Origin of the sequence: Microbacterium shimangi (genome assembly GCF_043556445.1) — a bacterium.
Taxonomy (GTDB): Bacteria; Actinomycetota; Actinomycetes; order Actinomycetales; family Microbacteriaceae; genus Microbacterium.
Window position 1 is genome coordinate 159722 of record NZ_JBIGII010000003.1, and the last position, 21975, is coordinate 181696.

Consider the following 21975-nt stretch of genomic DNA (forward strand, 5'->3'; position numbering starts at 1 on the left):
ACCCTATTTCGCCAAGACCCGGCGCCCCTCGGCGACGACGGCGGCAGCGATGTCGTCGAGGAGGGGCGAGGTGAGATTCCACTGCTGCCAGTACAGCGCGACATCGATCGGCGGCCCGCCGAGCGAGCGGAGTTCACCCGAGGCGAGACCCGCTTCGGACTGGAGCCGTGGCAGGAGACCCCAGCCCAGCCCGAGCCTGACGGCGGTCGCGAAATCGCTCGACGCAGGTACGAGGTGCCGCGGCGGTGACGCGGGGTCGACCCCGCGCGCGGTGAGCCACTGCGTCTGCAGGTCGTCGCGCCGGTCGAAATCGACGACCGGCGCGAACGCGAGGGCGGCCGTGCTCGCGTCGGACGAACCCGGGCCCGACGACGCGCCCGCGAACCACCGCACCGCGAAGCCCGCGCTCGCGACGGCCTCGTAGCGGAGCACACCGAGTGGACTCACCCGGCATCCGCCGATCGGTGTGGCACGCGAGGTGACCGCGCCCATGACGGTCCCCGCCTCGAGGAGGCCCGCCGTGAAATCCTGATCGTCGCGGTGCAGCTCGAAGGCGATGCGCCGTTGCTCGGCGATGCGCGCGAGCGGGGCGAGAAACCAGGTGGCGAGCGAATCGGCGTTGACCGCGAGCGGCACGACGGCGGTCGCTCCGCCCTCGCCGATCTCGGCGAGGGCATCGTGCTCGATGAGGGCGAGCTGACGGGCGAGCCGGACGACCGCCTCGCCCGCCGCCGTCGCGCGGGCAGGTTTCGAGCGCACCAACACGATCCGCCCGAGGCGGTTCTCGAGCGTGCGAATGCGCTGGCTCACCGCCGACGGGGTGATGTGCAGCCGACGGGCGGCCGCATCGAGCGTGCCCTCGTCGACGACGACAGCGAGCGTTCGCGCCAGCTCCAGCGGAATGTCCATGAAGCCACGCTAATGCTTCAGAAGAACCTTGAGCTGTACTGGATCATCGCGGCTGCCTACTCTCAACACGTGATCAGTTCTTTCATCGCCGGCATCGGGCTCGGTCTGTCGCTCATCGTCGCCATCGGCGCGCAGAACCTGTTCGTCCTGCGGCAGGGCCTGCGCCGGGAGCATGTGCTCACCGTCGCGCTCGTGTGCGCGGTGTCCGACGCCGCGCTCATCGCCCTCGGGGTATCGGGCATCGGCCTGGTACTCGGGGCCGTCCCGTGGCTCATCGATGTCGTGCGGTGGGCCGGCGCCGTCTTCCTCCTCTGCTACGGATTACTGGCCGCCCGCCGTGCGTGGCGGCCGGCGGGTGCGGCCCTCCGCGCGGATCAGACGCCGGCGAACGCGTCTCCTGGCACCGCGGGCACGACGACTCTCACGCGTCCCCGGCTGGCGCCGGTCGTGCTGACGGTTCTCGCCCTCACCTGGCTCAATCCGCACGTGTACCTCGACACGGTGTTCCTCCTCGGGACGATCGCGACGACCCACGGCGACGCCCGGTGGGTCTTCGCCGCCGGTGCCATGCTCGCGAGCGTGCTCTGGTTCTTCGGGTTGGGGTTCGGAGCCCGTTACCTGAGCCGCTGGCTCTCGACCCCCCGCGCGTGGCGCATCCTCGACGCGATCATCGCCGTCGTGATGATCGGTCTGGCGATCAGCCTCGTCATCCCCCACTGACATCGAGCCATTCGTGCGGCACGATGAAGAGATGCGCCGCGTGCACGTCGTCGTCCGAGGCAAGGTCCAAGGGGTGGGCTATCGCTACACCACGGGAGTGTTCGCCCGCCGCTTCGGTGCGGCCGGCTGGATACGCAATCTCGCCGACGGATCGGTCGAGGCCGAGATCGAGGGCACGACGTCTGCCGTGGATCGAATGCTGGCGTGGATGTCGCACGGCCCGCCCGGTGCCCGCGTCGACGCCCTCGAGACCCGCGACATGACGGCCAGCGCGCAGCTCGGCTTCGAGATCCGCGAAACCGTCTGACGTCGGCGTCGGATGCCGATCCGACAGACGAAGAGGGCCCCGCCGGAAACCGGCGAGGCCCTCTCTGTCGATGCTGTCTTACATGATGGAGTTGACGTCCAGCGGAATGCCGGGGCCGAACGTGGTCGACACCGCACCCTTCTGGATGTAACGGCCCTTCGAGCTGGACGGCTTCAAGCGGACGACCTCTTCGAGAGCCGCCGAGATGTTCTCGTCGAGCTGCTCGGCCGAGAACGACGCCTTGCCGACGACGAAGTGCACGTTCGCGTGCTTGTCGACGCGGAACTCGATCTTTCCGCCCTTGATCTCCTCGACGGCCTTGGCCGGGTTGGGGGTCACGGTGCCGGTCTTGGGGTTCGGCATGAGGCCGCGGGGGCCCAGCACCTTACCCAAGCGTCCGACCTGGCCCATGAGCTCCGGGGTCGAGACGGCGGAGTCGAACGACGTGTAGCCGCCGGCGACCTTCTCGATGAGCTCGGCGCCGCCGACCTCATCGGCGCCGGCCGCGAGTGCCGCCTCGGCCGCGGGGCCCGTTGCGAAGACGATCACGCGGGCGGTCTTACCCGTGCCGTGGGGCAGAATGACGGTTCCGCGAACCATCTGGTCGGCCTTGCGGGGGTCGACGGCGAGCTTCAGCGCGACCTCGACGGTCGAGTCGAACTTCGCGGATCCCGTCTCTTTCGCCAGGGCGACAGCCTCGGTCGGCGTGTAGAACTTGTCAGCGGCGATCTTGGCCGCTGCGGCCCGGAAGACCTTTGATTTGGTAGCCATGTGCGTTATCCCCTCAACCCTCGACCGTGATGCCCATGGAGCGGGCGGTGCCGGCGATGATCTTGGCCGCCGCTTCGATGTCGTTCGCGTTCAAGTCGGGCTGCTTGGTCGTCGCGATCTCGCGCACCTGATCCTTGGTGAGCTTGCCCACCTTGGTCGTGTGCGGGGTCGGCGAGCCCTTCGACAGGCCCGCGGCCTTCTTGATGAGCTCCGCCGCCGGCGGGGTCTTCAGGATGAACGTGAAGCTGCGGTCCTCGTAGACGGTGATCTCTACGGGGATGACGTTGCCACGCTGGGCCTCGGTCTGGGCGTTGTACGCCTTGCAGAACTCCATGATGTTGACGCCGTGCTGACCGAGCGCGGGGCCGATCGGGGGTGCCGGGTTTGCGGCGCCTGCCTTGATCTGGAGCTTGATCAGGCCGGTCACCTTCTTCTTCGGTGCCATTTTCGTTTCCTTTCATCGAGCGAACACTTCGACAGGCTCAGTGACCCGTGTTCTGCATTCATCTCTCCCGCACGCCCGGCATCTCCGGACAGCGGTTGCCCTTCTCGGGCCCTTCGACGAGCTCAGGGACCGAGGAGGAAGTCTGTGTCTACTGCTTGGTGACCTGGTCGAACGAGAGCTCGACCGGAGTCTCGCGCTCGAAGAGCGACACGAGCACCGTGAGCTTGCCGCTCTCGGGCTTGATCTCGCTGATCGAACCGGGAAGACCCGCGAACGAGCCCTCCTTGATCGTGATCGTCTCGCCGACCTCGAAGTCGACCTCGGTGACGATGCTGCGAGCCAGGGGCTGGCCGCCCTTGGTGGTGCCACCCTTGACGGGGGCGACCTCTTTGACCTCGACGAGGCTCTTCAACATGTTGAAGGCTTCTTCGAAGCGCAGCGGTGTGGGGTTGTGGGCGTTGCCCACGAAGCCCGTCACACCCGGGGTGTGGCGGACGACCGACCAGGTGTCTTCGTTGAGTTCCATGCGCACGAGCACGTAGCCGGGGATCCGGACGCGCGTGACCATCTTGCGCTGACCGTTCTTGATCTCGACGACGTCCTCCATCGGGACCTCGACCTGGTAGATGTCGTCCTCGACCTCGAGCGTCGACTTCCGCTGCTCGATGTTGGCCTTCACCTTGCGCTCGAAACCGGCGTAGGAGTGGATGACGTACCACTTGCCCGGAAGCATCCGCAGATCCATGCGGAACTCTTCGTACGGGTCGGCCTCTTCGTCGTCTTCCGAGTCGGAATCGGACGGCGCCTCAGCCGCGCCGGCCGGAGACACGGATGCTTCGACGTCGTCGACGACGGATGCCGCAGCATCCACCTCTTCGACGAAGTCTTCACCGAGGACCGGAGCGTCGGGCTCACCGTTGATGTCGGGACCGTCGTAGGGGGTCACGTCGTCGGCAGCATCGGCGGCGCGCTCGGCCACTTCTTCTTCGAGCGATTCGGTCAGAACCTCGGCGGCGGCTGCGGCCTCGGCTGCTTCGTCGATCTCGAGCGCATCGTTCACGATCGCGTCGGCTTCGGGGTCGTCGACCTCGACCTCGTCGATGCTGTTGTCATCGACCTCGTCGGCGTTCTCGTCTTCGATGTGCAGCGCGACCTGCTCGGCGGGTGCGACGGAGCGCTCCTCGGCGGCGAGCTGGTTGCCCTCCTGGGCTTCGTCGTCCTCGCTCGACTGCTCAGCGGCGGTCGCCCAATCGGCGTCGTCGGTAAATCGTTCAGACACTTGTGATCTCTTCCGTTCGTGGTGCGAGCGCGTAGCGCGCTCGCGGGGCGCCGAAGCGCCGCTCAGGGGACGGTGCCGCCCGGTACGCCGAACACGGTGGTCGTGACCCAGACGAACAACACGTCGAGACCGTAGACCAGCGCCATCATCACGACGACGAACCCGAGGACCACTGCCGTGAACTTCAGCAGCTCCTGCCGGGTCGGCGTGACGACCTTGCGCAGCTCAGCGAATACCTGACGGACGAAGATGGCGATGCGCGCGAAGAAATTGGGCTTCTTCTCGCGCGGCACATCACGCTTGGCGACGACGTCGCCGCCCGCCGGCTCATCCTGGACCATCGAACTCACCTGAGTACCTTCCGTGTGTCAGCGTGCGCTGACGCGCAGGGCGGACAGGAATCGAACCTGCAACCTGCGGTTTTGGAGACCGCTGCTCTGCCAATTGAGCTACCGCCCTAAGACCATGTGGCCCTGGATGCCCACAGTCTTCTGCCGTGTCATGTACGGGAGGGGTGGCCCGACCCGCGGGCACGGCAAAAGAATGCAGACTTCAACTGCTCCCCCCAGTCTATGCCATGCCCCCGGCCGTGGCGAACCGGCGGGAGGGGCGAGGACGGATGACGGATGCTGCGCGGGGTCAGCGGAGTACGGGGTCGCCGTCGGGGTCGGAGAAGCGCTCGACGTCGCGGAGGGTCGGTGCGGACTCCCAGTCGCCGGGGGTCATGCACAGCATCGCCCCGCAGGCATTGGCCCGCGCGAGCCGCGAACGAACGTCGAGCCCCGCCAGCAGGCCGCTGAGATACCCCGCGACGAAGGCGTCGCCGGCGCCGACCGTGTCGACCACCTCGACGACGAATCCCGGAGACTCCACCACGTCGCCGCCGGCGAACGCCGTCGCCCCGTCGGGGCCCCGTTTGAGCACGACCTCGCGGCATCCCTCACGGATGAGCAGCTCGGCCACGGCTTCGGGGGTCAGCCCGGGGTGCAGAAGCTGCAGCTCGTCGTCTCCGCCGAAGACGATGTCGGCGCGCGCCGCGAGCGTGCGAAGCGCATCGGGCGACCCGAGAGCGGAGCGGTAGTTCACGTCGAAGCTGACCGGCACCCCGGCTCGCTTGGCACGATCCATCGCCTCGGCGACGCAGTCGCGTGCCGACGCCGAGACCAGCGCGGAGATGCCCGAGACGTGCAGGAGCGACGCTTCTTCGACCCAGCCGTCCGGCAGATCGCTCGGGGCCAACCGCGAGCCGGCCGAACCCGCCCGGTAGTAGAAGACCGCGGTGGACGCCGCGGAGGGTCGTTCCTTCACCATCAGACCGGTGGCGGCCTCGGGGTCGATCACGCAGCGGACGTCGACACCTTCGGCACGGATCTCACGCTGCACGCGCTGACCGAGCGGATCGTCGCCGACTCGGCCGAGCCAGGAGACGTCGACACCCAGCCGGCTCAGCCCGATGGCGACGTTGCTCTCGGCGCCGCCGATGCCGAGCGCCAACTCCGTCGCGTGGCGGAGCGACCCGATCTCGCGGGTGCGCATGAGCGCCATGGTCTCGCCGAGCGTCACCACCCGCGGCGGCCGAGCCGCGGCATCCGTCATCGCGCACCCCCGGCGCAGACGTCGACGAACGCCTCGGCACGGGCACGGAGTGCACCACGATCGCCGCCGCGCAACGCGTCGCCGAGGAGCGGCCCCCCGACGCTGACCGCGACCGCTCCGGCGCGGAGCCACGCCGCCGCTCCCTCGAGGTCGACGCCGCCCGAGGGCACGACGTCGATTTCCGGGAACGGACCCCGCAGATCCTTCACGTAGTCGGGGGTGACCTGGCCCGCGGGGAACACCTTCACCGCCGACGCACCGGCCGACCACGACGAGAACAGCTCGGTCGGGGTGAGGCCACCCGGAACGATCGCCACCCCCGCGGCGACCGCCTGCGCGACCAGGGCCGGCGAGGTGACCGGCGTGACGAGGTAGCCCGCGCCCGCGTCGACGGCTCGCGAGAGCTGCGCGGCATCGACGACCGTCCCCACGCCCAGGTCGATCGCGTCACCGTGACGCGCGACGAGGGCGGGAAGACGCTCGAGGGTGCCCGGGGTGGTGAGCGTCAGCTCGACGCTGCGCACCCCCGCGTCGAGGAGCGTGTCGAGCACGCCATCGTAGTCGTCGGCGGATGCTGCCCGCACGACCACGATCAGGCGGCTGCGGACGGTGTGGGAGGGAAGGGCGAGGCGCACGGCCGTGTCACCAGTCATGCATGGTCCCATCGGTCAGACGGTTCACGGGCAGGTACGCCTTCGTGTACTCGAAGGCGGAGGCCGCTTCTTCGTCGAGCTCGACACCCAGACCGGGCTGATCGCTCGGGTGGAGGAAGCCGCTGTCGAAGGTGAACGACGTGCGGAAGACCTCGAGGGTCTGCGCGTTGTGGGGCATGTACTCCTGGATGCCGAAATTGTGGATGGCCATGCCCAGGTGCAGAGCCGCTGCCATGCCGATCGGGGAGATGTCGGTCGGCCCGTGGATGCCCGACTTGATGCCGTAGATGCCCGCGAAGTCGAGGAGCTTCTTCATCGCCGTGATGCCACCGGTGTGCGTGACGGCCGACCGCACGTAGTCGATGAGCCGCTCGGTGATGAGGGTCTGGTAGTCGTGGACCGAGTTGAACACCTCGCCGATCGCCAGCGGTGTGGTGCTGTGCTGGCGAACGAGACGCAGCGCCGTCTGGTCTTCTGCGGGGGTGCAGTCCTCGAGCCAGAAGAGGTCGTACGGCTCGATGTCCTTCGCGAAGCGGGCGGCTTCGATCGGCGACATGCGGTGGTGTCCGTCGTGGAGGATCCGCAGCCCCGTGCCGAAGTCCTCGCGGATGCGGGAGAACACGCCCGGCATGTGCGAGAGGTAGTTGCGGGTGTCCCAGGTCTCTTCGGTGGGTGCGGTCGCGGCCGATCCGTCGGCGGCGCGCTTGGCCGGCTCGTAGTCGTAGCGCACGCCGGGGCCGGCCGATGAGACGCCGTAGATCTGTCCGAGTCCCGGAATGCCGGTCTGCACCCGCACGGCGGTGTACCCGAGTTCCTGGTACCCCGTGATCGCGTTCGCCAGCGCGTCGTAGTCGGTGCCCGAGGCGTGCGCGTAGACCCGCAGCCCCGAGCGGCTGGCGCCGCCGAGCAGCTGGTAGAGCGGCATTCCCGCCTTCTTCGCCTTGATGTCCCACAGGGCCATGTCGACGGCCGCGATCGCGGCCATCGTCACCGGCCCGCGTCGCCAGTAGGGCCCGCGGTAGAGGTACTGCCAGGTGTCTTCGATGCGGTCTTCGTCGCGACCGATCAAGGTCGAGGCGATGTGGTCGCCGAGGTACGACGCCACGGCGAGTTCGCGTCCGTTCAGCGTGGCGTCGCCCCACCCGACGATGCCGTCGGAGGTCACGATCTTGAGCGTGACGAAGTTGCGGCCGGGGCTGGTGACGTGGACGGTGACGTTCTCGATCGTCATCGACGATCCTCCTTGGTTCTCTGGTGCGGCCGCCGAAGGGGCGGCCGCACCCGGGGGTGAATGGGCGCCGGCCGGATCACATGGCGGCGCGCGGATCGGTCAGGTCGCGACCGGTCCACTCGGGCGCCCAGACGGCGGCCACCAGGGCGGAGAGCGTGAAGACCCCGAGCAGGATCATGACGGGGATGATGCTGCCGGTCGTCGCGGCGACCCACGCGGCCACCACGATCGGGCCGATGCCGGTGGCGATGATCGCCGCGATCTCTCGGACGACCGCGGTGAGGGTGTAGCGGTTTCGCGCACCGAAGATCTCGGGGATCGAGATGTTCTCCATCGAGGCGAGCCCCAGCACCGAAACGTTGTGGATCACGACGTAGCCGACGAAGACCCAGCCGAGCTCCTTCGATTCGATCGCCAGCATCGTGGGGACGATGAGCACGAGCGACAGCGAGGTCATGATGATGTACATCCGGCGGCGGCCGATGCGGTCGCCGAGGAGTCCGACGATCGGGATGGTGGCGAACCCGACGAGGGAGGAGACGATGACGACCTCGGCGCCGACGCCCTTCTGCATCGCGAGGGTGACCGTGATGAACGAGATCATGTAGGTCTGGATGAGGCCGGAGTTGCCCGCCTGACCGAACCGCAGGAAGAACGAGACGATGAAGGCCTTGACGGGCTTGCGCTCGAGCGACTCGAGGGTGCGGATGTCGTTGGTCGCCGTCGCCTGCGCGACCATCTCGTCACGCGAGAGCGCCACGCCGTCGACCACGTCGACGCGGTCTTCGAAGACGGGGCTCTCTTTGACGCTCATGCGCACCCAGACCGCGAAGAGCATGATGACCGCGCTGGCGATGAAGGGGATGCGCCAGCCGTAGGCGATGACGTCGCTCTCCATCATCGTGGCGAGGAGGATCGCCCAGATGCCCGAGGCGAGCAGGGTGCCGCAGTTGGTACCGAGTGCCACCAGAGAGGCGATGAGCCCGCGACGGTTCGTGGGCGCGTACTCCGAGAGCATGACGCCGGCACCCGAGATCTCGGCACCCGCACCGAAGCCCTGCATCAGGCGCAGGATGACCAGGAGGATCGGGGCGAGGACACCCACCTGCGCGTACGTGGGCAGCACGCCGATGAGAGTGGTCGCGGCACCCATCAGAAGGATCGTGTAGAACAGCACCTTCTTGCGGCCGATGCGGTCGCCCATCCGGGCGAAGAAGACCGCGCCGACCGGGCGGGCGAGGTAACCGACGCCGTAGGTCGCCATCGCGAGCACGACCGCCATGGCCGGATCGGTGGAGGCGAAGAACAGCTGGTTGAAAACCAGAGCTGCGGCGAGCGAGTAGAGCTGGAAGTCCATGAACTCCAGCGCTGTGCCGAGCCAGCCGGAGACGGCGGCCCGGACGAGGTCGCCGGTCGAACGCTTGGCGGCCGGGTCGGTGGGGGCGGCGGTACTCGCCGCCTGCTGCGGGGTGGTCATATCGATACTCCTTCGTACGGACTGCTGATCGGTGATGCGAGAAGATGCGGGGGCTAGAGCTGCAGGAGGACCTTGGCGGACTCGGAAGAGTTGCGAGCGATCCGGAAGGCGTTCTCCGCGTCGGCGGCGGGAATGACGTGGGTGATGACGGGATCGAGCGCGTCGGACTCGGCGAGCATCGCGATGGCTTCGTCGATCTCGGCCGAGAACCGGAACGCCCCGCGGAGAATCACCTCCTTGGCGAGCATCGGCGCGAGGTTCACCCCGATCTCGGCGTTCGGCAGCATCCCCACCTGAACGATGAGTCCGGTGCGTCCCACGGCGCGCACCGCCTGGGTGAGGGCCGAAGCGACCCCGGAGCATTCGAACACCACGTCGAAGGACTCGTCGGCGATCGCGTCGCGGCCGACCAGGCTCGGCTCCGATGCTCCGAGCGAGGCCGCACGCTCGAGCGGCTCCTCGCGGACGTCGGCGACACCGATCGCGGCGGCCCCCGCGCGGTGCAGGGCCGCGACGACGAGGAGGCCGATAGGGCCAGCGCCGATCACCAGCGCGCGACGACCCGCGACCCCTCCGGCGAGCGACACGGCGTGAAGCGCCACCGCGAGCGGCTCGGCGAGGGCCGCGCGTTCGAGCGGAAGCGAAGAGGGGAGCACGCGGATCATGGGAGCCTCGACGAGCAGGTACTCGGATGCTGCGCCCTGACGGTGCGGAAAGCCCGCGGCGCTTCCGAGGTAGTCGCCGCCGGGGCGGAGATGCGGGTGGTTCTCGAGACCCGCGCGGGCGGCCCCGAAGCGCGCCGGGTGCACCGTCACGGCGGTGCCGGGCTCAAGGGTGCCCGAAGGGTCGAGGTCGACCACCGCCGAGAGCTCGTGCCCGGGCGTGAGCGGCTCCTTGACGGCGTACTCGCCGTTCGCGCCGTGGAAGTGGTAGTGGAGGTCGGATCCGCAGATCCCGACGTAGCGGACGCGGAGACGCACCTCGCCCTCCCCCGGTTCGGGCAGCTCACGGTCTTCCCAGTGCAGATCTTCTTTGCCGTGGATGGCGAGAACCTTCATCGTGTCTCCGTTCCGGCGGCGGCTGCGGCCGTCGCCTCTTTCGCTGCCGCGCGTGCACCGTGTCGCACGATCGTGTCGACGAGGTCTGCCACGCGGTCGGTGAAGGGTCGGTGGGCGACGAGAGCGTCGGGAAGGAAGCCGCCCTCCAGCACCCGACGCGCGTGCTCCCGGTTGTCGCGCGCACCGCGGGTCGCCGCGGCGAGGCTCTGACGTGCCGGTTCGTTCATCTCCGCCGCGATGGCACCGGCGTCGAAACCCGAACGGGCGGAGACGGCGGCGATCCACGCGGCGACGGTCAGTGCGAGCAGGTGCGGCGTGCGGCCGTCGGCGAGCGCGTGGAGCGCAGCATCCGGAATCCTCTGGAGGAGTTTCGTCGACCCGTCGGAGCCCACCCGTGACGTGCGGTCGCCCAGGGCGGTGTTGCCCCAGCGGTGCGTGAGCTGCTCGACGTAGGGAGCGGGATCGAAGCCCCGCGGAAGCTCGATGCTGGGCAGGTAGTCGTGACGGATGCCGGCGAGGACCGCATCGCGGACGAAATCCTGGCCCCATGCGTCCGGGATGGTCGGCTGCCCGTCGAGGCCGCCGAGGTAGGCGATGAGCGAGTGCGAGCCGTTGAGCAGGCGCAGCTTGACGAGTTCGTAGGCCTCGACCTCGTCGCTCATGATGGCGCCGGCCGCGTCCCACGCGGGTCGGCCGGCGGCGAAATCGTCTTCGAGCACCCACATCGAGAACTTCTCGGCCCGCACGGGTGCGCCGTCGGTGACGCCCAGCAGAGCCGCGACCTCGGCCGACGTCTCGGCGGTCGTCGCGGGGACGATGCGGTCGACCATGGCATTGGGGAACGAGACCCGCTGCGCGACGAAGTCGAGCACGTCGTCAGCGGCGCCGCTGTGCTGCAGGAACTCGGTGACGACCTGCCGGGTGGCACGCCCCGCCGACTGGAGGTTGTCGCACGAGAGCACGGTGAAGGGATCGCCCGCCTCGGCGCGCAACGTCAGGCCGCGCGCGATGAGCCCCACCGCGGTGCGGGGGCTGCGGGGAGTGTCGAGGTCGGCCCGCACTCGCGGCGACTCGAGGTCGAGGGCGCCGGTGCGGGATGAGCGCGAGTATCCGACCTCCGAGACCGTGAGGGTCAGGATGCGGTGACGTGCTTCGGCGACCGACGACACGAACGCGCCGGGGTCGTCGGCGACGACGTCGGCGCGACGGTGCACGTCGACGACGCCGGCGCGGGTGCCTTCGTCGGACAGCTCGAGGATGGAGTAGCGGTGGTCTTGCGCTCGCATCGGAGCCGCGACGCGGTCGGAGGCATTCGCGAATCCCGCGATCCCCCACTCGCCGCCCGCGAGGGCGAGCGCTTCGGCCGTGTACACGGCGGCGTGGGCGCGATGGAAGTTCCCGAGCCCGAGATGCACCATCCCGGTGGCATCGGGCGCGGAGGCACCGATCAGCGCGCCCGCAGGCGTGGTGTCGCGGGAGAGAGCTCGCATCGTTGCGCTCCGGTTCGTCGTCGGTGAGGGGAAGCATCCGCCGTTCCGTATTATGGACCGATCGGATCGCTCTGCGGAACAGATTAGCCATCGCCGCGGCGCGGCGCAACCCGACTCCGCCCGCGTGGCGAGCGGCCCTTAGGATGACAAGCGATCGGAGACACCGTGGACTCGACACCGATGCCCGCTGCCGCCTCTCCCGTCGGCAGCGTGGACAAAGCGCTGGCGCTCGTGGAGCTGCTCGCCCAGGCAGGCCCCGCCGGCCTGGCCCTTCGCGATGTCGTCGAGGCCAGCGGGTTGAACAAGCCGTCGGCCCATCGGATGCTGCAGGCGCTCGTGCACCGCGGATTCGCCGAGCAGGACGCCGCGCAGCGATACCGCTTCGGCTCCCGCCCCGCGGTGCTCGTCGACACCTTCTTGCGGGAGGAGAACCTCCCCGCACTGCTTCGTCCGACCCTCCTGTCGATCTCGCACGAGGTGCAGGAGCTGGTGCACCTCGGCATCCTCGAGGCACCGAACGTGCTCTACCTCGACAAGGTCGAGCCCGACCGCACCATGCGCGTCTGGTCGCGCGTCGGACGACAGGCCCGTGCACTGACCACCGCGCTCGGACGAGCGATGGTCGCCGCGGAGGACACCCCCGACGACCGGCTCGACGCCTACGGCGCGGGCGCCGACGAGGGAACCGTCGAGCGATTCCGCGAGGCCGTCGCTCTCGCCCGCGCCCGCGGCTACGCCGCAGAGCAGGAGGAGAACGAGGCGGGCATCTCGTGCGTGGCGGTCGCGCTTCGCCGGGCCTCGGGGCTTCCCATCGCCGTCAGCATCACGGGGCCGAGCAGCCGCATGACCCCCGCCCGCATCGACGAGCTCGGCCTGCTTCTGCGCGACAGCCTGGGCTCGTCGGGACTCCCCGGGTTCCGCCTGGCGCCGCTGCGCCCGGTCTCTGTCGGCTGAGCCGACGCCCGACGCGGCGGTCAGCCGATGCGGATCATCTTCTTGTTCACGAATTCGTCGGCCGCGAGAAGCCCCAGTTCGCGAGAGGTCCCGCTGCGCTTGACGCCGCCGAACGGCAGCTCGGGCGAATCGGCGAGCACCACGTTGACGTAGACCATCCCGGCGTCGAGCCGATTCGCGACGCGGTCGGCCTGCTCCGCATCCGTGGTGAAGACGTAGGAGCCGAGCCCGAACGGGGTGTCGTTGGCGAGCTCCACGGCCTCGTCCTCGTCGGCGACCCGGTAGACCGCCCCGACCGGACCGAAGAACTCCTCACGGTAGGCGTCGGCATCGCGGGTCACGCCGGTGAGCACGGTGGGCGCGAAGAACGCGCCGTCGCGGGTGCCGCCGGTCTCGATCGTGGCGCCCTGGGCGACCGCCCGGTCGACCTGCTCGGCGAGCCGGTCGGCGGCGGTCTGCGACGAGAGCGGACCGAGCACGGTGTCTTCGGCGTTGGGGTCGCCGACCTTCGCCGCGCTCATCGCTGCGACGAACTTCTCGAGGAATGCGTCGTAGAGGTCGTCCACGACGACGAAGCGTTTGGCGCCGTTGCAGGACTGCCCGGTGTTGTCCAGGCGCGCGCCCACTGCGGCCTCGACCGCCGCGTCGAGGTCGTCGGTCGACAGCAGGATGAAGGGGTCCGAGCCACCGAGCTCGAGCGCGACCTTCTTCAGGTTGCGCCCGGCCACCTCGGCGACCGCGGCGCCCGCACGTTCGGATCCGGTCACCGAGACCCCGTGCACTCGCGGGTCGGCGATGACGTCGGCCGCCTGCTCGTTCGTGATGCGGAGGTCGACGTACGCGCCGTCGGGGAACCCCGCGTCACGGTAGATCGCCTCGATCGCGGCGGCCGACTCGGGGCACTGCGGAGCGTGCTTGAGCAGGATCGTGTTGCCGATCGCGAGGTTCGGAGCGGCGAACCGGGCCACCTGGTAGTAGGGGAAGTTCCACGGCATGATGCCGAGCAGGGCGCCCAGCGGCGAGCGGCGGATGACCGCCGTGCCCTCGCCGAGGATCTCGAGCGGCTGATCGGCGGTGATGCGCTCGATCTGGTCGGCGTAGTACTCGGTGATGTCTGCGGCGAACCCGACCTCTTCGAGCGCCGCGGCGCGCACCTTGCCCATCTCGCGGACGATGATCGCCGCGAGCTCCTCCGCCCGCTCGCGATGCAGCTGGGCGGCACGGCGCAGGAGTTCGGCCCGCTCGGCGGGCGGGGTGCGGGCCCACGAGCGGGACACAGCATCCGCCCGCCCCACCGCGGCGTCGACCGCCGCGTCGTCGAAGGTGTCGTAGGTCGCGAGGGTCTCGCCCGTGGCGGGGTTCACGACGGCGTAGTCGGTCAAGGCGTCTCCGATCGGTTCTGTGCAGCCTGTCGCCGGCGGCGAGCGCTGGGCGGTGCGTCGAGCGACAGCCTCTCGCCCTTGAAGAAGGCGGGGCGGCGAATCGCCTGCCAGACCATGATGACGACCCCGAGCACGATGATCGTCACCCCGAGGACGAACACGAGCCCCAGCCCGAAGAGCTCGGAGCCGCTGCCGTACTCGGGGTCCATGCTGTCGATCAAGGTCGTGACGAACAGGACGGCGAGGATCACTCCCCCCACGAGGGGGAACAGCAGGGTGAAGAAGACGTTGCGCACCGAATCGAACCACTGCTTGCGGAAGTACCAGACGCACGCGAACGCGGTGAGCCCGTAGTAGAAGCAGATCATCATGCCGAGCGTGAGGATCGTGTCGGTCAAGACACTCACCGAGACGAATCGCATGACGGCGTAGAAGGCGGCGGCGACGACGGCGGCCGCGATCGTGGCGTACCCCGGGGTGAAAAACCGCGGGCTCACCTTCGCGAAGCTCGGTGGAAGCGCTCCGTAGTGGCCCATTGCCAGCAGGGTCCGCGCCGGCGACACGAACGTGGACTGCAGCGAAGCCGCCGAGCTCGTGAGGACCGCGAGCGAGACCAGGAACGCGAGCGGCCCCATGATCGGCCCCGAGAGGTGGAAGAAGACGTTGTCGGAGATGTCTTCGTTCCCGAGACCGAGTTCGCCCGTACCGACGCCGGCGAACATGATGAGCGCGATCGCGAGGAGCAGGTACAGCGCGACGATCGTGATGACGGTGATGGTCGCGGCCCGTCCCGGGGTGCGGTCGGGGTCTTTCGTCTCCTCGTTCATGGTCAGGGTGACGTCCCACCCCCAGAAGATGAAGATCGACAGCGACAGCCCCGCGGCGAAGGCGCTGAACGACGAGACCGCGAACGGGTTGAACCAGCTCCAATCGATCGGCGTCGCCTCGAAGGCGTTGCCCGAGGCGACGTGCACGATGGCGGCGATGGCGAACAAGACGAGAACGACGACCTGGAAGCCGACGAGCACGTACTGCAGCTTCTGCGTCGTCTGCATGTCTCGGTACGACACGTAGGTCGCGCCGAGGATGAACAGCAGGCACACCACCACGTTGACCAGCGGGTTCGCCGCGATGTCGGCGATGCCCTCGTTGCCGGTGATCTGGGCGATCAGCAAGAACAGGAAGTCGACGGCGATGCCCGCCAGGTTCGACAGCACGATCACCGTCGCGGCGATCAGCCCCCACCCCGCCATCCAGCCGACCCAGGGGCCGAACGCGCGCGATGCCCAGGTGAACGAGGTCCCCGAGTCGGGCATGCGGTTGTTGAGCTCGCGATAGCCGAAGGCCACGAGCAGCATGGGGATGAAGCCCACGAGGATGATCGCGGGCACCTGGACGCCCACCTCCGACGCCGTGGGGCCGAGCGCGGCGGTGAGCGTGTAAGCCGGGGCGATGCACGAGATGCCGATGACGATCGCACCGACGAGGCCGATCGTCCCCGCCGACAGGCCCTTCTTCGACAGTCCGCCCGCGCCGTCGCCCTCGACGGGTGCGACCGGGGCGCCCGCGCTCTCTGATGAGGTCATCGTCGTTCTCCTTCGGGGATGCGGGTACGGGGGACGACGAGAAGCGGCACCGGAAGCTCGTGCAGCATCTTGGCGGCGGTGGAGCCGAGGAACAGTCGGCGAGCCTGGGCCAACCGGCTCGATCCGACGACGGCGATCTCGGCCGGATCCCAGCCCGCACCGCCGACGGCGTCTTCGATGCTGTCTCCTCGGGCGACGACCGCGTCTGCGGGGAGCCCCTCGGGGAGGGCGGCGCGCGCCCGGGTGAGCACACCCTCGGCGTGCTCCGTGCCGGCGACGCGGATCGCGGCGGTGTCGAGCCCGGCCGGAAGATCGATCGTCTCGATGGAGATGAGACGCAGGGGAACGGATGCGGCGACGGCGAGCGCGATGCTCTCCTCCAGCAGGACGTCGGCGCCGGGGCGGGTTCCGACCGCTGCCGTCACCCGCGTGAGCGCGGTGGCCGAATCGAGGAAGCGCGATCCCTCCGGAGCGAGCGCGACGGGGACGTCGGACGAGTGGAGCAGTTCGCTGGCGACGCTCCCGAGGCGGTGGCGGCCGCGGATGCCGCCGTTCGCCGCCCCCACCACGATGCAGCGCGCACCGAGCTCGTCGGCGAGCGCGACGAGTCCTTCGGCGAACGATTCGGCGTACCTCAGGTGCGTGCGGTGGTGTGCAGCATCCGCCACCGTCTTCGCCGCCCCGGCGAGCCACGACTCCGCCTGCTCGCGCACGTGACGGACATAGCCCGCGTCGGGCGGGGTGATCGCGTTCCGCGAATCGTCGGGGAGGACCAACGCGATCTCGAGCGGCGCGCCCGTGGCGCGGGCCAGGCGCACGCCCAGCGCGAGCGCGTCTTCTCCCGCGTCGGTGGCGGTGTAGCCGACGACGACCGGCGCGCTCACGAGGTCGCCCGACCTTCGGAGCGCGAAGCGAGGATCGCGGATGCGGCGTGCCGCCCCATGCGGATCGCTCCGTCGACGTGCTGATAGCCCGGTCCGGCGATGTCGCTGCACGCGAAGTGGATCGGGCCCACGGGGTCACGGAGGTACTCGCCGTACCGCGAGAGCCCGCCCAGGTCGAAGCTCGCGGCGTAGGCGCCGCGGGTCCACTCCTCGGTGCCCCAGTCGCTCTCGTAGTAGACGACCGGGCTCTTCGCCTCGGGGCCGTAGTAGTGGGCGAGCGACTCGAGGATGCGGTCCTTGCGCTCTTCGGCGGAGAGACGGAACAGATCGTCGGCGTTGCGGTCGGAGACGAAGCCGACCAGCGTGCCGCGGGGGTCTTCGTGGTTGCTGTTGTCGTACGCCTCGTGGGCGAGTTCGTAGGGGCTGAACGCGGTGCCCGACAGGCCGTTGTCGCGCCAGAACGGCGTTTCGTAGACCGCGTGCACCTTGATCACGAACCCCATCGAGAGGTGCTGGTGCATCTGGTGCTGGAGGCGGGGCATCGGCGGCACGAACGAGATGCGGGGGTAGAGCACCGGCGCGACCGCGAGGATCACGTGGCGGGCGTGGACGGTCATCGCATCGCTCGTGACGGTGACCCCTCCCCCGGTCGCTGAGCTTGTCGAAGTGCCCCACTCGATGGTGCGCACCGCCTGACCGACGAAGACGTCGTCGCCCAGGCGCTCGGCGAGGAGGACCGGTACCTGTTGCAGCCCACCGACGACACGCTTGTCGAGGATGAAGTCGGCATCGACGAGGTTGCTGAAGCTCCCGGCGCTCGCGGCCATCAGCAGCGCCTGCAGCGCCGAGAACGCGTGGGTGGGCTTGGTCAGCATCGCACCGGCGATGAAGAGGCCGATGTTGTCGACGGCTTCGGCGTCGTCGGTCTGCGCGCGCAGCCAGCCGTCGAACGAGATGCGGTCGAGCGCATCGGCGTCGGGGTGCTCCCACGGACGGTCGGGGTCCATCTGCGCGACCATCGCGTCGAGGCGTTCGATGAGGTCGACCATGATCTTCTCGGTCGATTCGGCGACGGGGAAGATGTCGCCCGTGAAGCGGGCGAGCGTGCCGTCGGGGCCGATGTAGACGCTCTCGCCGTCGCGGTAGCGGCTGAAGGTCTCGAGCCCGAGGTCGGCGACGGTCTCGATGAGCGCCTCCTGATCGGGTGACACCCACTGTCCACCGAGCTCGAGCATCGCGCCGTCGATGACGTCGGTCCACAGCCGCCCCCCGACCCGATCGCGCGCTTCGAGGACGGCGACGGACAGGCCGGCCTTCTTCAGATCGTTCGCCGCCGTGAGACCGGCGGCTCCGGCGCCGACGATGACGACGTCTCTGGTGATCTCGGTCATGAGCTGCATCTCTTCTCTGGGGACTAGGCGGCGGCGAGGGCGGCGACGACGACGTCGAGGCCCTCGGCGAGGAGGTGGTCGGGCATCGACAGGGGCGGAAGGAAGCGGATGACGTTGCCGTAGGTGCCGCAGGTGAGCACGATCACTCCCTCGGCGATGCAGGCCTTCGCGACCGCACCGGCCAGAGCCGGGTCGGGCGAGCCGGTGGCCGGATCGACGAACTCGGCGGCGATCATGGCGCCGAATCCGCGCACGTCTCCGACGCGCGGGTCTGCCGATTGGATGCCGCGGAGGCGCCCGAGCAGCACCTCGCCGATCTCGCGGGCGCGAGCCGAGAGGTCTTCGTCCTCGAACACCGCGATGGCCGCGAGAGCGGCAGCGCACGCGATCGGGTTGCCGCCGTAGGTGCCGCCGAGGCCGCCCGCGTGGGCGGCGTCCATCAGCTCGGCACGCCCGGTGACGGCCGCGAGCGGGAGTCCGCCCGCGATGCCCTTGGCGGTCGTCACGAGATCGGGGACGATGCCGAACAGCTCGCTCGCGAACATCGCGCCGGTGCGGGCGAAACCCGACTGCACCTCGTCGGCGATGAAGACCACGCCGTTCGCGCGGCACCAGTCCACGAGCGCCGGCAGGAAGCCGTCGGCGGGCACGATGAATCCGCCCTCGCCCTGGATCGGTTCGATGAGAACGGCCGCGAGATTCTCGGCGCCGATCTGCTTCTCGATCAGAGAGATGGCCTTGGCGGCAGCATCCGCCCCGCTCAGCTTGTCGCGGAAGGGGTAAGACATCGGGGCGCGGTAGACCTCCGAGGCGAACGGGCCGAACCCGCTCTTGTACGGCATGCTCTTCGCCGTCAGCGCCATGGTGAGGTTGGTGCGCCCGTGGTAGGCGTGGTCGAAGGCGACGACGGCCTGGCGACCGGTGGCCTTTCGGGCGATCTTGACCGCGTTCTCGACCGCCTCGGCGCCGGAGTTGAACAGCGCGCTCTTCTTCTCGTGGTCGCCCGGGGTCAGCCGGTTGAGTGCCTCGGCGACGGCGACGTACGACTCGTAGGGCGAGATCATGAAGCACGTGTGGGTGAACTGGGCGACCTGCGTCTGCACCGCGGCGACGACGGCGGGGTGGGCGTTGCCGACGGTGGTGACCGCGATACCCGAACCGAGGTCGATGAGCGAGTTGCCGTCGGCGTCGACGACGACCCCGCCGCCGGCGGCGACCGCGTGGATCGGCACGGTGTGTCCGACGCCCGAAGCGACAGCGGCGGCCTTGCGCGCCAGCAGCTCTCGCGAGGCGGGGCCCGGAATGGCCGTGACGAGCCGGCGCTCCTGAGGGAGCGTCGGGCCGCCGACGAGGGAGGAGGGCGCGGTGGTACTCATGGCGCGATGCTACGGAGCGGATGCGGCACGCCTCACTCGCCTCGATGTACATTCATGAGCGCCGTCGTGTACGCACGGTCGAACGGGCACTGTCGAACGGGCACTGTCGAACGGGCACTGTCGAACGGGCACTGTCGAACGGGCACTGTCGAACGGGCACTGTCGAACGGGCACTGTCGAGGAGGACCGGGTGGACCGAGGAACCGACCAACCCACGATGCGGGCGTTGCTGGCGCGCGCAGACCTGCGGCTGACCCTGGCGACACCCGAGCGAGACCTCGACGCCTCAGCTCTCGACCGGCCGTTGCGATGGGTGCACAGCACCGACCTGGTCGACCCGACCCCGTTCCTGTCGGAGGGCCTCGTCTTGCTGACCACCGGGACGCAGTTCGTCGCCGCGCCCGATGACGCGGCCGTCTACGACGACTACGTGCGGCGGCTCGGCGACCGCGGGGTGGCGGCGCTGGGTTTCGGCACCGAGGTGGTGCGCGACGGGATTCCGCCGCTGCTCCTCGCCGCCTGCGTGCGAGAGCGCATGCCGCTCTTCGAGGTCCCGTACCGGACCCCTTTCATCGCGGTGGCCCGCGCGAACGCCGAGGCCATCGCCGCAGGGGCCTATGCCCGCCGCAGTTGGGCGCTGGCCGCCCAGCGCGCGGTGTCTCTCGCCGCCCTCCGCCCCGACGGGCTCTCCGCCACCCTGGCAGAGCTCGCCCGTCAGCTCGACGCGTGGGTGGGCCTGTTCGACCCGTCGGGAGCGCTCCGGCGTGAGCATCCCTCGGGAACGCTCGACCCCGGAACCCGCGAAGCGCTCGACGCCGAGGTGGGGGCCGTGCTGCGGCGAGGCGCCCGCGCGGGGTCGTCGCTGCGAATCGGTGCGACGCCGTTCTCGCTGCAGACCCTCGGCCGCGGCGGGCACCTGCGGGGGGTCATCGCGATCGCCGGTGGTGCGCTCGACGCCGAGGGGCGGGCCGTCGTCACCTCGGTCATCGCGCTCGCCGGACTCGCGCTCGAGCAGAACGACGGGGTGGCCCGGGCTCGGAGCCTGCTGCGCGGCGGGGTCGTGCACGCGCTGCTCGCGGGCGACGTCGTGCTCGCGCGCCGCTTCGGCCGAGAACTCTGGGGCGGTCTTCCGGCGGCCCCCGTCGTGGTCGGGATCGCGGATGCGGCGTCGCCGGCCCTCGACGCGGCCGCCGAGTGGCTCGAGGGCAGGGCAGCGGAGCCAGAAGGGTCGGTCATGTTCGGCCGCGGACCCGACGGACTCGTCTTCGCCCTGGCCGAGCCCGCGGCGCCCCTCGCCGCCGAGCTGGCCGAGCGGTTCGGCGCACGGATCGGCCTGTCGAGCGCCGTCGCCTACGCCGCCTTCGGCCAGGGTCACGACGAGGCCCGCTCGGCGCTCCGGCGGGGCGGGGGCGCCGTTTCGCGGTTCGGCGACGTCGCAGCATCCGGAATCCTGGGCGCCCTCGACACCGACCTCGCCCGCCTGGTGGCGGCCGCCGCTCTCGCGCCCCTCGTGAAGTACGACCACGACCACGGCACCGAGCTCGTCGCCACCGCCCGCGCGTGGCTCGCGAACGACGCGCGGCTCGACGCAACGGCCACCGCGCTCGGTGTGCACCGCCACACCGTGCGAGCGCGCATCGCCCTGGTCGAGCGGACCCTCGCGACCGACCTCAGCGTGTTCCCCGCTCGGGCGGAGCTGTGGGCAGCGCTTCAGGTCGCCGGGTCTGACCAGGGGCCGCCGAGGCACGGCCCGACCGGGGGCTCAGCCGGATTAGGGTGAGGCGCATGACCACTCTTGCCATCGTCGGTGCCGGCGCGGGCCTCGGCGCAGCCGTCGCCCGCCGATTCGGTGCCGAAGGCTTCGACATCGCCCTCATCTCTCGTGACCAGGGTCGCGTCGACGCTCTCGCCGACGGACTGACCGCGGAGGGTTTCACCGCCCGGGGCTACGCCGCGAATGTGCGCGACTCCGCCTCACTGGCGGCCGTGCTCGACCGCGCCGGGCAGGAGCTCGGCCCGATCGAGGTGCTGCAGTACAGCCCGCTGCCGCAAAAGGAGTTCCTGCGGCCCGTGCTCGAGACGACGCCGGCCGATCTGCTCGGCGCGTTCGAGTTCTCGATCGCGGCACCCGTCGCGGCGGTGCACCAGGTGCTGCAGGGGATGCGCTTCCTCGGCCGCGGAACGGTGCTCTTCGTCAACGGCGGCAGCGCGGTGCGGCCGGTCGCGCAGTACGCGGGCACGTCGATCGCGTTCGCGGGCCAGAGCGCCTACGGGCAGATGATCCACGACACCCTGGCCGACGATGGCATCCACGTGGGCCAGCTCATCATTCCCGGGGCGATCACCGCCGGGCATCCGCAGAAAGATCCGACGGTGCTGGCCGACACGCTGTGGACCATGCACTCCGAGCGCGGCGACTTCCGGCGGTTCGCCACCGACCTCGACGCCGACTGAGCCTCATTCGCC

The 21975-nt window shown here is 69.7% G+C and carries 21 protein-coding genes and 1 tRNA gene; 5 read left to right on the plus strand and 17 right to left on the minus strand.

Annotation, left to right across the window (positions count from 1 at the left end; all coding sequences use genetic code 11):
- Window positions 1-3: 3 nt before the first annotated feature.
- The gene (locus tag ACFXQA_RS02440) at window positions 4-909 is read right to left on the minus strand and encodes a LysR family transcriptional regulator ArgP (protein WP_394518201.1); all 906 of its coding nucleotides are present in this window, start codon (window positions 907-909) and stop codon (window positions 4-6) included.
- Window positions 910-981: 72 nt separating this feature from the next.
- Between ACFXQA_RS02440 and ACFXQA_RS02445 the strand changes: the two genes are divergently transcribed.
- Window positions 982-1629 carry a LysE/ArgO family amino acid transporter gene (locus ACFXQA_RS02445; protein WP_394519067.1) on the plus strand — a complete coding sequence of 216 codons (648 nt, stop codon included), beginning with the start codon at window positions 982-984 and terminating at the stop codon, window positions 1627-1629.
- A gap of 31 nt (window positions 1630-1660) precedes the next feature.
- Window positions 1661-1936 carry an acylphosphatase gene (locus tag ACFXQA_RS02450; RefSeq protein WP_394518202.1) on the plus strand — a complete coding sequence of 92 codons (276 nt, stop codon included), beginning with the start codon at window positions 1661-1663 and terminating at the stop codon, window positions 1934-1936.
- A 78-nt stretch (window positions 1937-2014) separates the two neighbouring features.
- On the opposite strand, the gene rplA is transcribed toward ACFXQA_RS02450, so the two are convergent.
- From rplA to ACFXQA_RS02505, 11 genes are all read right to left on the minus strand, one after another.
- Window positions 2015-2707 carry a 50S ribosomal protein L1 gene (gene rplA / locus ACFXQA_RS02455; RefSeq protein WP_394518203.1) on the minus strand — a complete coding sequence of 231 codons (693 nt, stop codon included), beginning with the start codon at window positions 2705-2707 and terminating at the stop codon, window positions 2015-2017.
- Window positions 2708-2720: 13 nt separating this feature from the next.
- Complete coding sequence (gene rplK / locus ACFXQA_RS02460; protein WP_394518204.1) at window positions 2721-3152, minus strand: 50S ribosomal protein L11; 432 nt, start codon at window positions 3150-3152, stop codon at window positions 2721-2723.
- 148 nt (window positions 3153-3300) lie between these two features.
- On the minus strand, window positions 3301-4431 hold the full coding sequence (gene nusG / locus ACFXQA_RS02465; RefSeq protein WP_394518205.1) for a transcription termination/antitermination protein NusG: 1131 nt from the start codon (window positions 4429-4431) through the stop codon (window positions 3301-3303).
- A gap of 62 nt (window positions 4432-4493) precedes the next feature.
- Complete coding sequence (gene secE, locus ACFXQA_RS02470; protein WP_394519068.1) at window positions 4494-4772, minus strand: preprotein translocase subunit SecE; 279 nt, start codon at window positions 4770-4772, stop codon at window positions 4494-4496.
- A gap of 45 nt (window positions 4773-4817) precedes the next feature.
- A tRNA-Trp gene (locus ACFXQA_RS02475) sits at window positions 4818-4890 on the minus strand.
- A 180-nt stretch (window positions 4891-5070) separates the two neighbouring features.
- A complete protein-coding gene (locus tag ACFXQA_RS02480) occupies window positions 5071-6027 on the minus strand; it encodes a sugar kinase (protein WP_394518206.1) in 957 nt (318 codons plus the stop codon).
- On the minus strand, window positions 6024-6680 hold the full coding sequence (locus ACFXQA_RS02485) for a bifunctional 4-hydroxy-2-oxoglutarate aldolase/2-dehydro-3-deoxy-phosphogluconate aldolase (protein ID WP_394518207.1): 657 nt from the start codon (window positions 6678-6680) through the stop codon (window positions 6024-6026). Before ACFXQA_RS02485 ends, ACFXQA_RS02480 begins: the two co-directional genes overlap by 4 nt.
- Entirely contained in the window at window positions 6670-7911 is a 1242-nt protein-coding gene (gene manD / locus ACFXQA_RS02490) for a D-mannonate dehydratase ManD (protein WP_394518208.1), read from the minus strand. The genes ACFXQA_RS02485 and manD overlap by 11 nt, the downstream gene beginning before the upstream one ends.
- A gap of 76 nt (window positions 7912-7987) precedes the next feature.
- The gene (locus tag ACFXQA_RS02495; protein WP_394518209.1) at window positions 7988-9388 is read right to left on the minus strand and encodes an MFS transporter; all 1401 of its coding nucleotides are present in this window, start codon (window positions 9386-9388) and stop codon (window positions 7988-7990) included.
- 53 nt (window positions 9389-9441) lie between these two features.
- Window positions 9442-10446 carry a zinc-binding dehydrogenase gene (locus tag ACFXQA_RS02500; protein ID WP_394518210.1) on the minus strand — a complete coding sequence of 335 codons (1005 nt, stop codon included), beginning with the start codon at window positions 10444-10446 and terminating at the stop codon, window positions 9442-9444.
- Window positions 10443-11936 (minus strand): mannitol dehydrogenase family protein, encoded by a 1494-nt coding sequence (locus ACFXQA_RS02505; RefSeq protein ID WP_394518211.1) that lies wholly within the window; start codon window positions 11934-11936, stop codon window positions 10443-10445. The genes ACFXQA_RS02500 and ACFXQA_RS02505 overlap by 4 nt, the downstream gene beginning before the upstream one ends.
- A gap of 165 nt (window positions 11937-12101) precedes the next feature.
- On the opposite strand from ACFXQA_RS02505, the gene ACFXQA_RS02510 reads away from it, so the two are divergent.
- Window positions 12102-12890 (plus strand): IclR family transcriptional regulator, encoded by a 789-nt coding sequence (locus ACFXQA_RS02510; protein WP_394518212.1) that lies wholly within the window; start codon window positions 12102-12104, stop codon window positions 12888-12890.
- A 20-nt stretch (window positions 12891-12910) separates the two neighbouring features.
- Here the strand turns inward: ACFXQA_RS02510 and ACFXQA_RS02515 are convergent, their stop codons facing one another.
- From ACFXQA_RS02515 to gabT, 5 genes are read right to left on the minus strand one after another with little or no spacing between them, the layout of a single operon-like run.
- A complete protein-coding gene (locus ACFXQA_RS02515; RefSeq protein ID WP_394518213.1) occupies window positions 12911-14272 on the minus strand; it encodes an NAD-dependent succinate-semialdehyde dehydrogenase in 1362 nt (453 codons plus the stop codon).
- The gene (locus ACFXQA_RS02520) at window positions 14269-15858 is read right to left on the minus strand and encodes an APC family permease (protein WP_394518214.1); all 1590 of its coding nucleotides are present in this window, start codon (window positions 15856-15858) and stop codon (window positions 14269-14271) included. Before ACFXQA_RS02520 ends, ACFXQA_RS02515 begins: the two co-directional genes overlap by 4 nt.
- Complete coding sequence (locus ACFXQA_RS02525) at window positions 15855-16742, minus strand: universal stress protein (RefSeq protein WP_394518215.1); 888 nt, start codon at window positions 16740-16742, stop codon at window positions 15855-15857. Before ACFXQA_RS02525 ends, ACFXQA_RS02520 begins: the two co-directional genes overlap by 4 nt.
- Window positions 16739-18133 (minus strand): flavin monoamine oxidase family protein, encoded by a 1395-nt coding sequence (locus tag ACFXQA_RS02530; protein ID WP_394518216.1) that lies wholly within the window; start codon window positions 18131-18133, stop codon window positions 16739-16741. Before ACFXQA_RS02530 ends, ACFXQA_RS02525 begins: the two co-directional genes overlap by 4 nt.
- A gap of 23 nt (window positions 18134-18156) precedes the next feature.
- A complete protein-coding gene (gabT, locus tag ACFXQA_RS02535) occupies window positions 18157-19509 on the minus strand; it encodes a 4-aminobutyrate--2-oxoglutarate transaminase (RefSeq protein ID WP_394518217.1) in 1353 nt (450 codons plus the stop codon).
- A 190-nt stretch (window positions 19510-19699) separates the two neighbouring features.
- Here gabT and ACFXQA_RS02540 point away from each other — a divergent pair, with 190 nt between their 5' ends.
- Window positions 19700-21289: a PucR family transcriptional regulator gene (locus tag ACFXQA_RS02540; protein WP_394518218.1), complete on the plus strand. Its 1590-nt coding sequence runs from the start codon at window positions 19700-19702 to the stop codon at window positions 21287-21289.
- Window positions 21290-21294: 5 nt separating this feature from the next.
- Entirely contained in the window at window positions 21295-21963 is a 669-nt protein-coding gene (locus tag ACFXQA_RS02545) for an SDR family NAD(P)-dependent oxidoreductase (protein ID WP_394518219.1), read from the plus strand.
- The last annotated feature ends 12 nt before the right edge of the window (window positions 21964-21975 follow it).

What these genes read in the sequence shown, in the direction of transcription:
- ACFXQA_RS02440 (WP_394518201.1), bottom strand. Translation starts at nt 909, where the DNA reads ATGGACATTCCGCTGGAGCTGGCGCGAACGCTCGCTGTCGTCGTCGAC.
- ACFXQA_RS02450 (WP_394518202.1), top strand. Translation starts at nt 1,661, where the DNA reads ATGCGCCGCGTGCACGTCGTCGTCCGAGGCAAGGTCCAAGGGGTGGGC.
- rplA (WP_394518203.1), bottom strand. Translation starts at nt 2,707, where the DNA reads ATGGCTACCAAATCAAAGGTCTTCCGGGCCGCAGCGGCCAAGATCGCC.
- rplK (WP_394518204.1), bottom strand. Translation starts at nt 3,152, where the DNA reads ATGGCACCGAAGAAGAAGGTGACCGGCCTGATCAAGCTCCAGATCAAG.
- secE (WP_394519068.1), bottom strand. Translation starts at nt 4,772, where the DNA reads ATGGTCCAGGATGAGCCGGCGGGCGGCGACGTCGTCGCCAAGCGTGAT.
- ACFXQA_RS02480 (WP_394518206.1), bottom strand. Translation starts at nt 6,027, where the DNA reads ATGACGGATGCCGCGGCTCGGCCGCCGCGGGTGGTGACGCTCGGCGAG.
- ACFXQA_RS02485 (WP_394518207.1), bottom strand. Translation starts at nt 6,680, where the DNA reads ATGACTGGTGACACGGCCGTGCGCCTCGCCCTTCCCTCCCACACCGTC.
- manD (WP_394518208.1), bottom strand. Translation starts at nt 7,911, where the DNA reads ATGACGATCGAGAACGTCACCGTCCACGTCACCAGCCCCGGCCGCAAC.
- ACFXQA_RS02495 (WP_394518209.1), bottom strand. Translation starts at nt 9,388, where the DNA reads ATGACCACCCCGCAGCAGGCGGCGAGTACCGCCGCCCCCACCGACCCG.
- ACFXQA_RS02500 (WP_394518210.1), bottom strand. Translation starts at nt 10,446, where the DNA reads ATGAAGGTTCTCGCCATCCACGGCAAAGAAGATCTGCACTGGGAAGAC.
- ACFXQA_RS02505 (WP_394518211.1), bottom strand. Translation starts at nt 11,936, where the DNA reads ATGCGAGCTCTCTCCCGCGACACCACGCCTGCGGGCGCGCTGATCGGT.
- ACFXQA_RS02520 (WP_394518214.1), bottom strand. Translation starts at nt 15,858, where the DNA reads ATGACCTCATCAGAGAGCGCGGGCGCCCCGGTCGCACCCGTCGAGGGC.
- ACFXQA_RS02530 (WP_394518216.1), bottom strand. Translation starts at nt 18,133, where the DNA reads ATGACCGAGATCACCAGAGACGTCGTCATCGTCGGCGCCGGAGCCGCC.
- gabT (WP_394518217.1), bottom strand. Translation starts at nt 19,509, where the DNA reads ATGAGTACCACCGCGCCCTCCTCCCTCGTCGGCGGCCCGACGCTCCCT.
- ACFXQA_RS02545 (WP_394518219.1), top strand. Translation starts at nt 21,295, where the DNA reads ATGACCACTCTTGCCATCGTCGGTGCCGGCGCGGGCCTCGGCGCAGCC.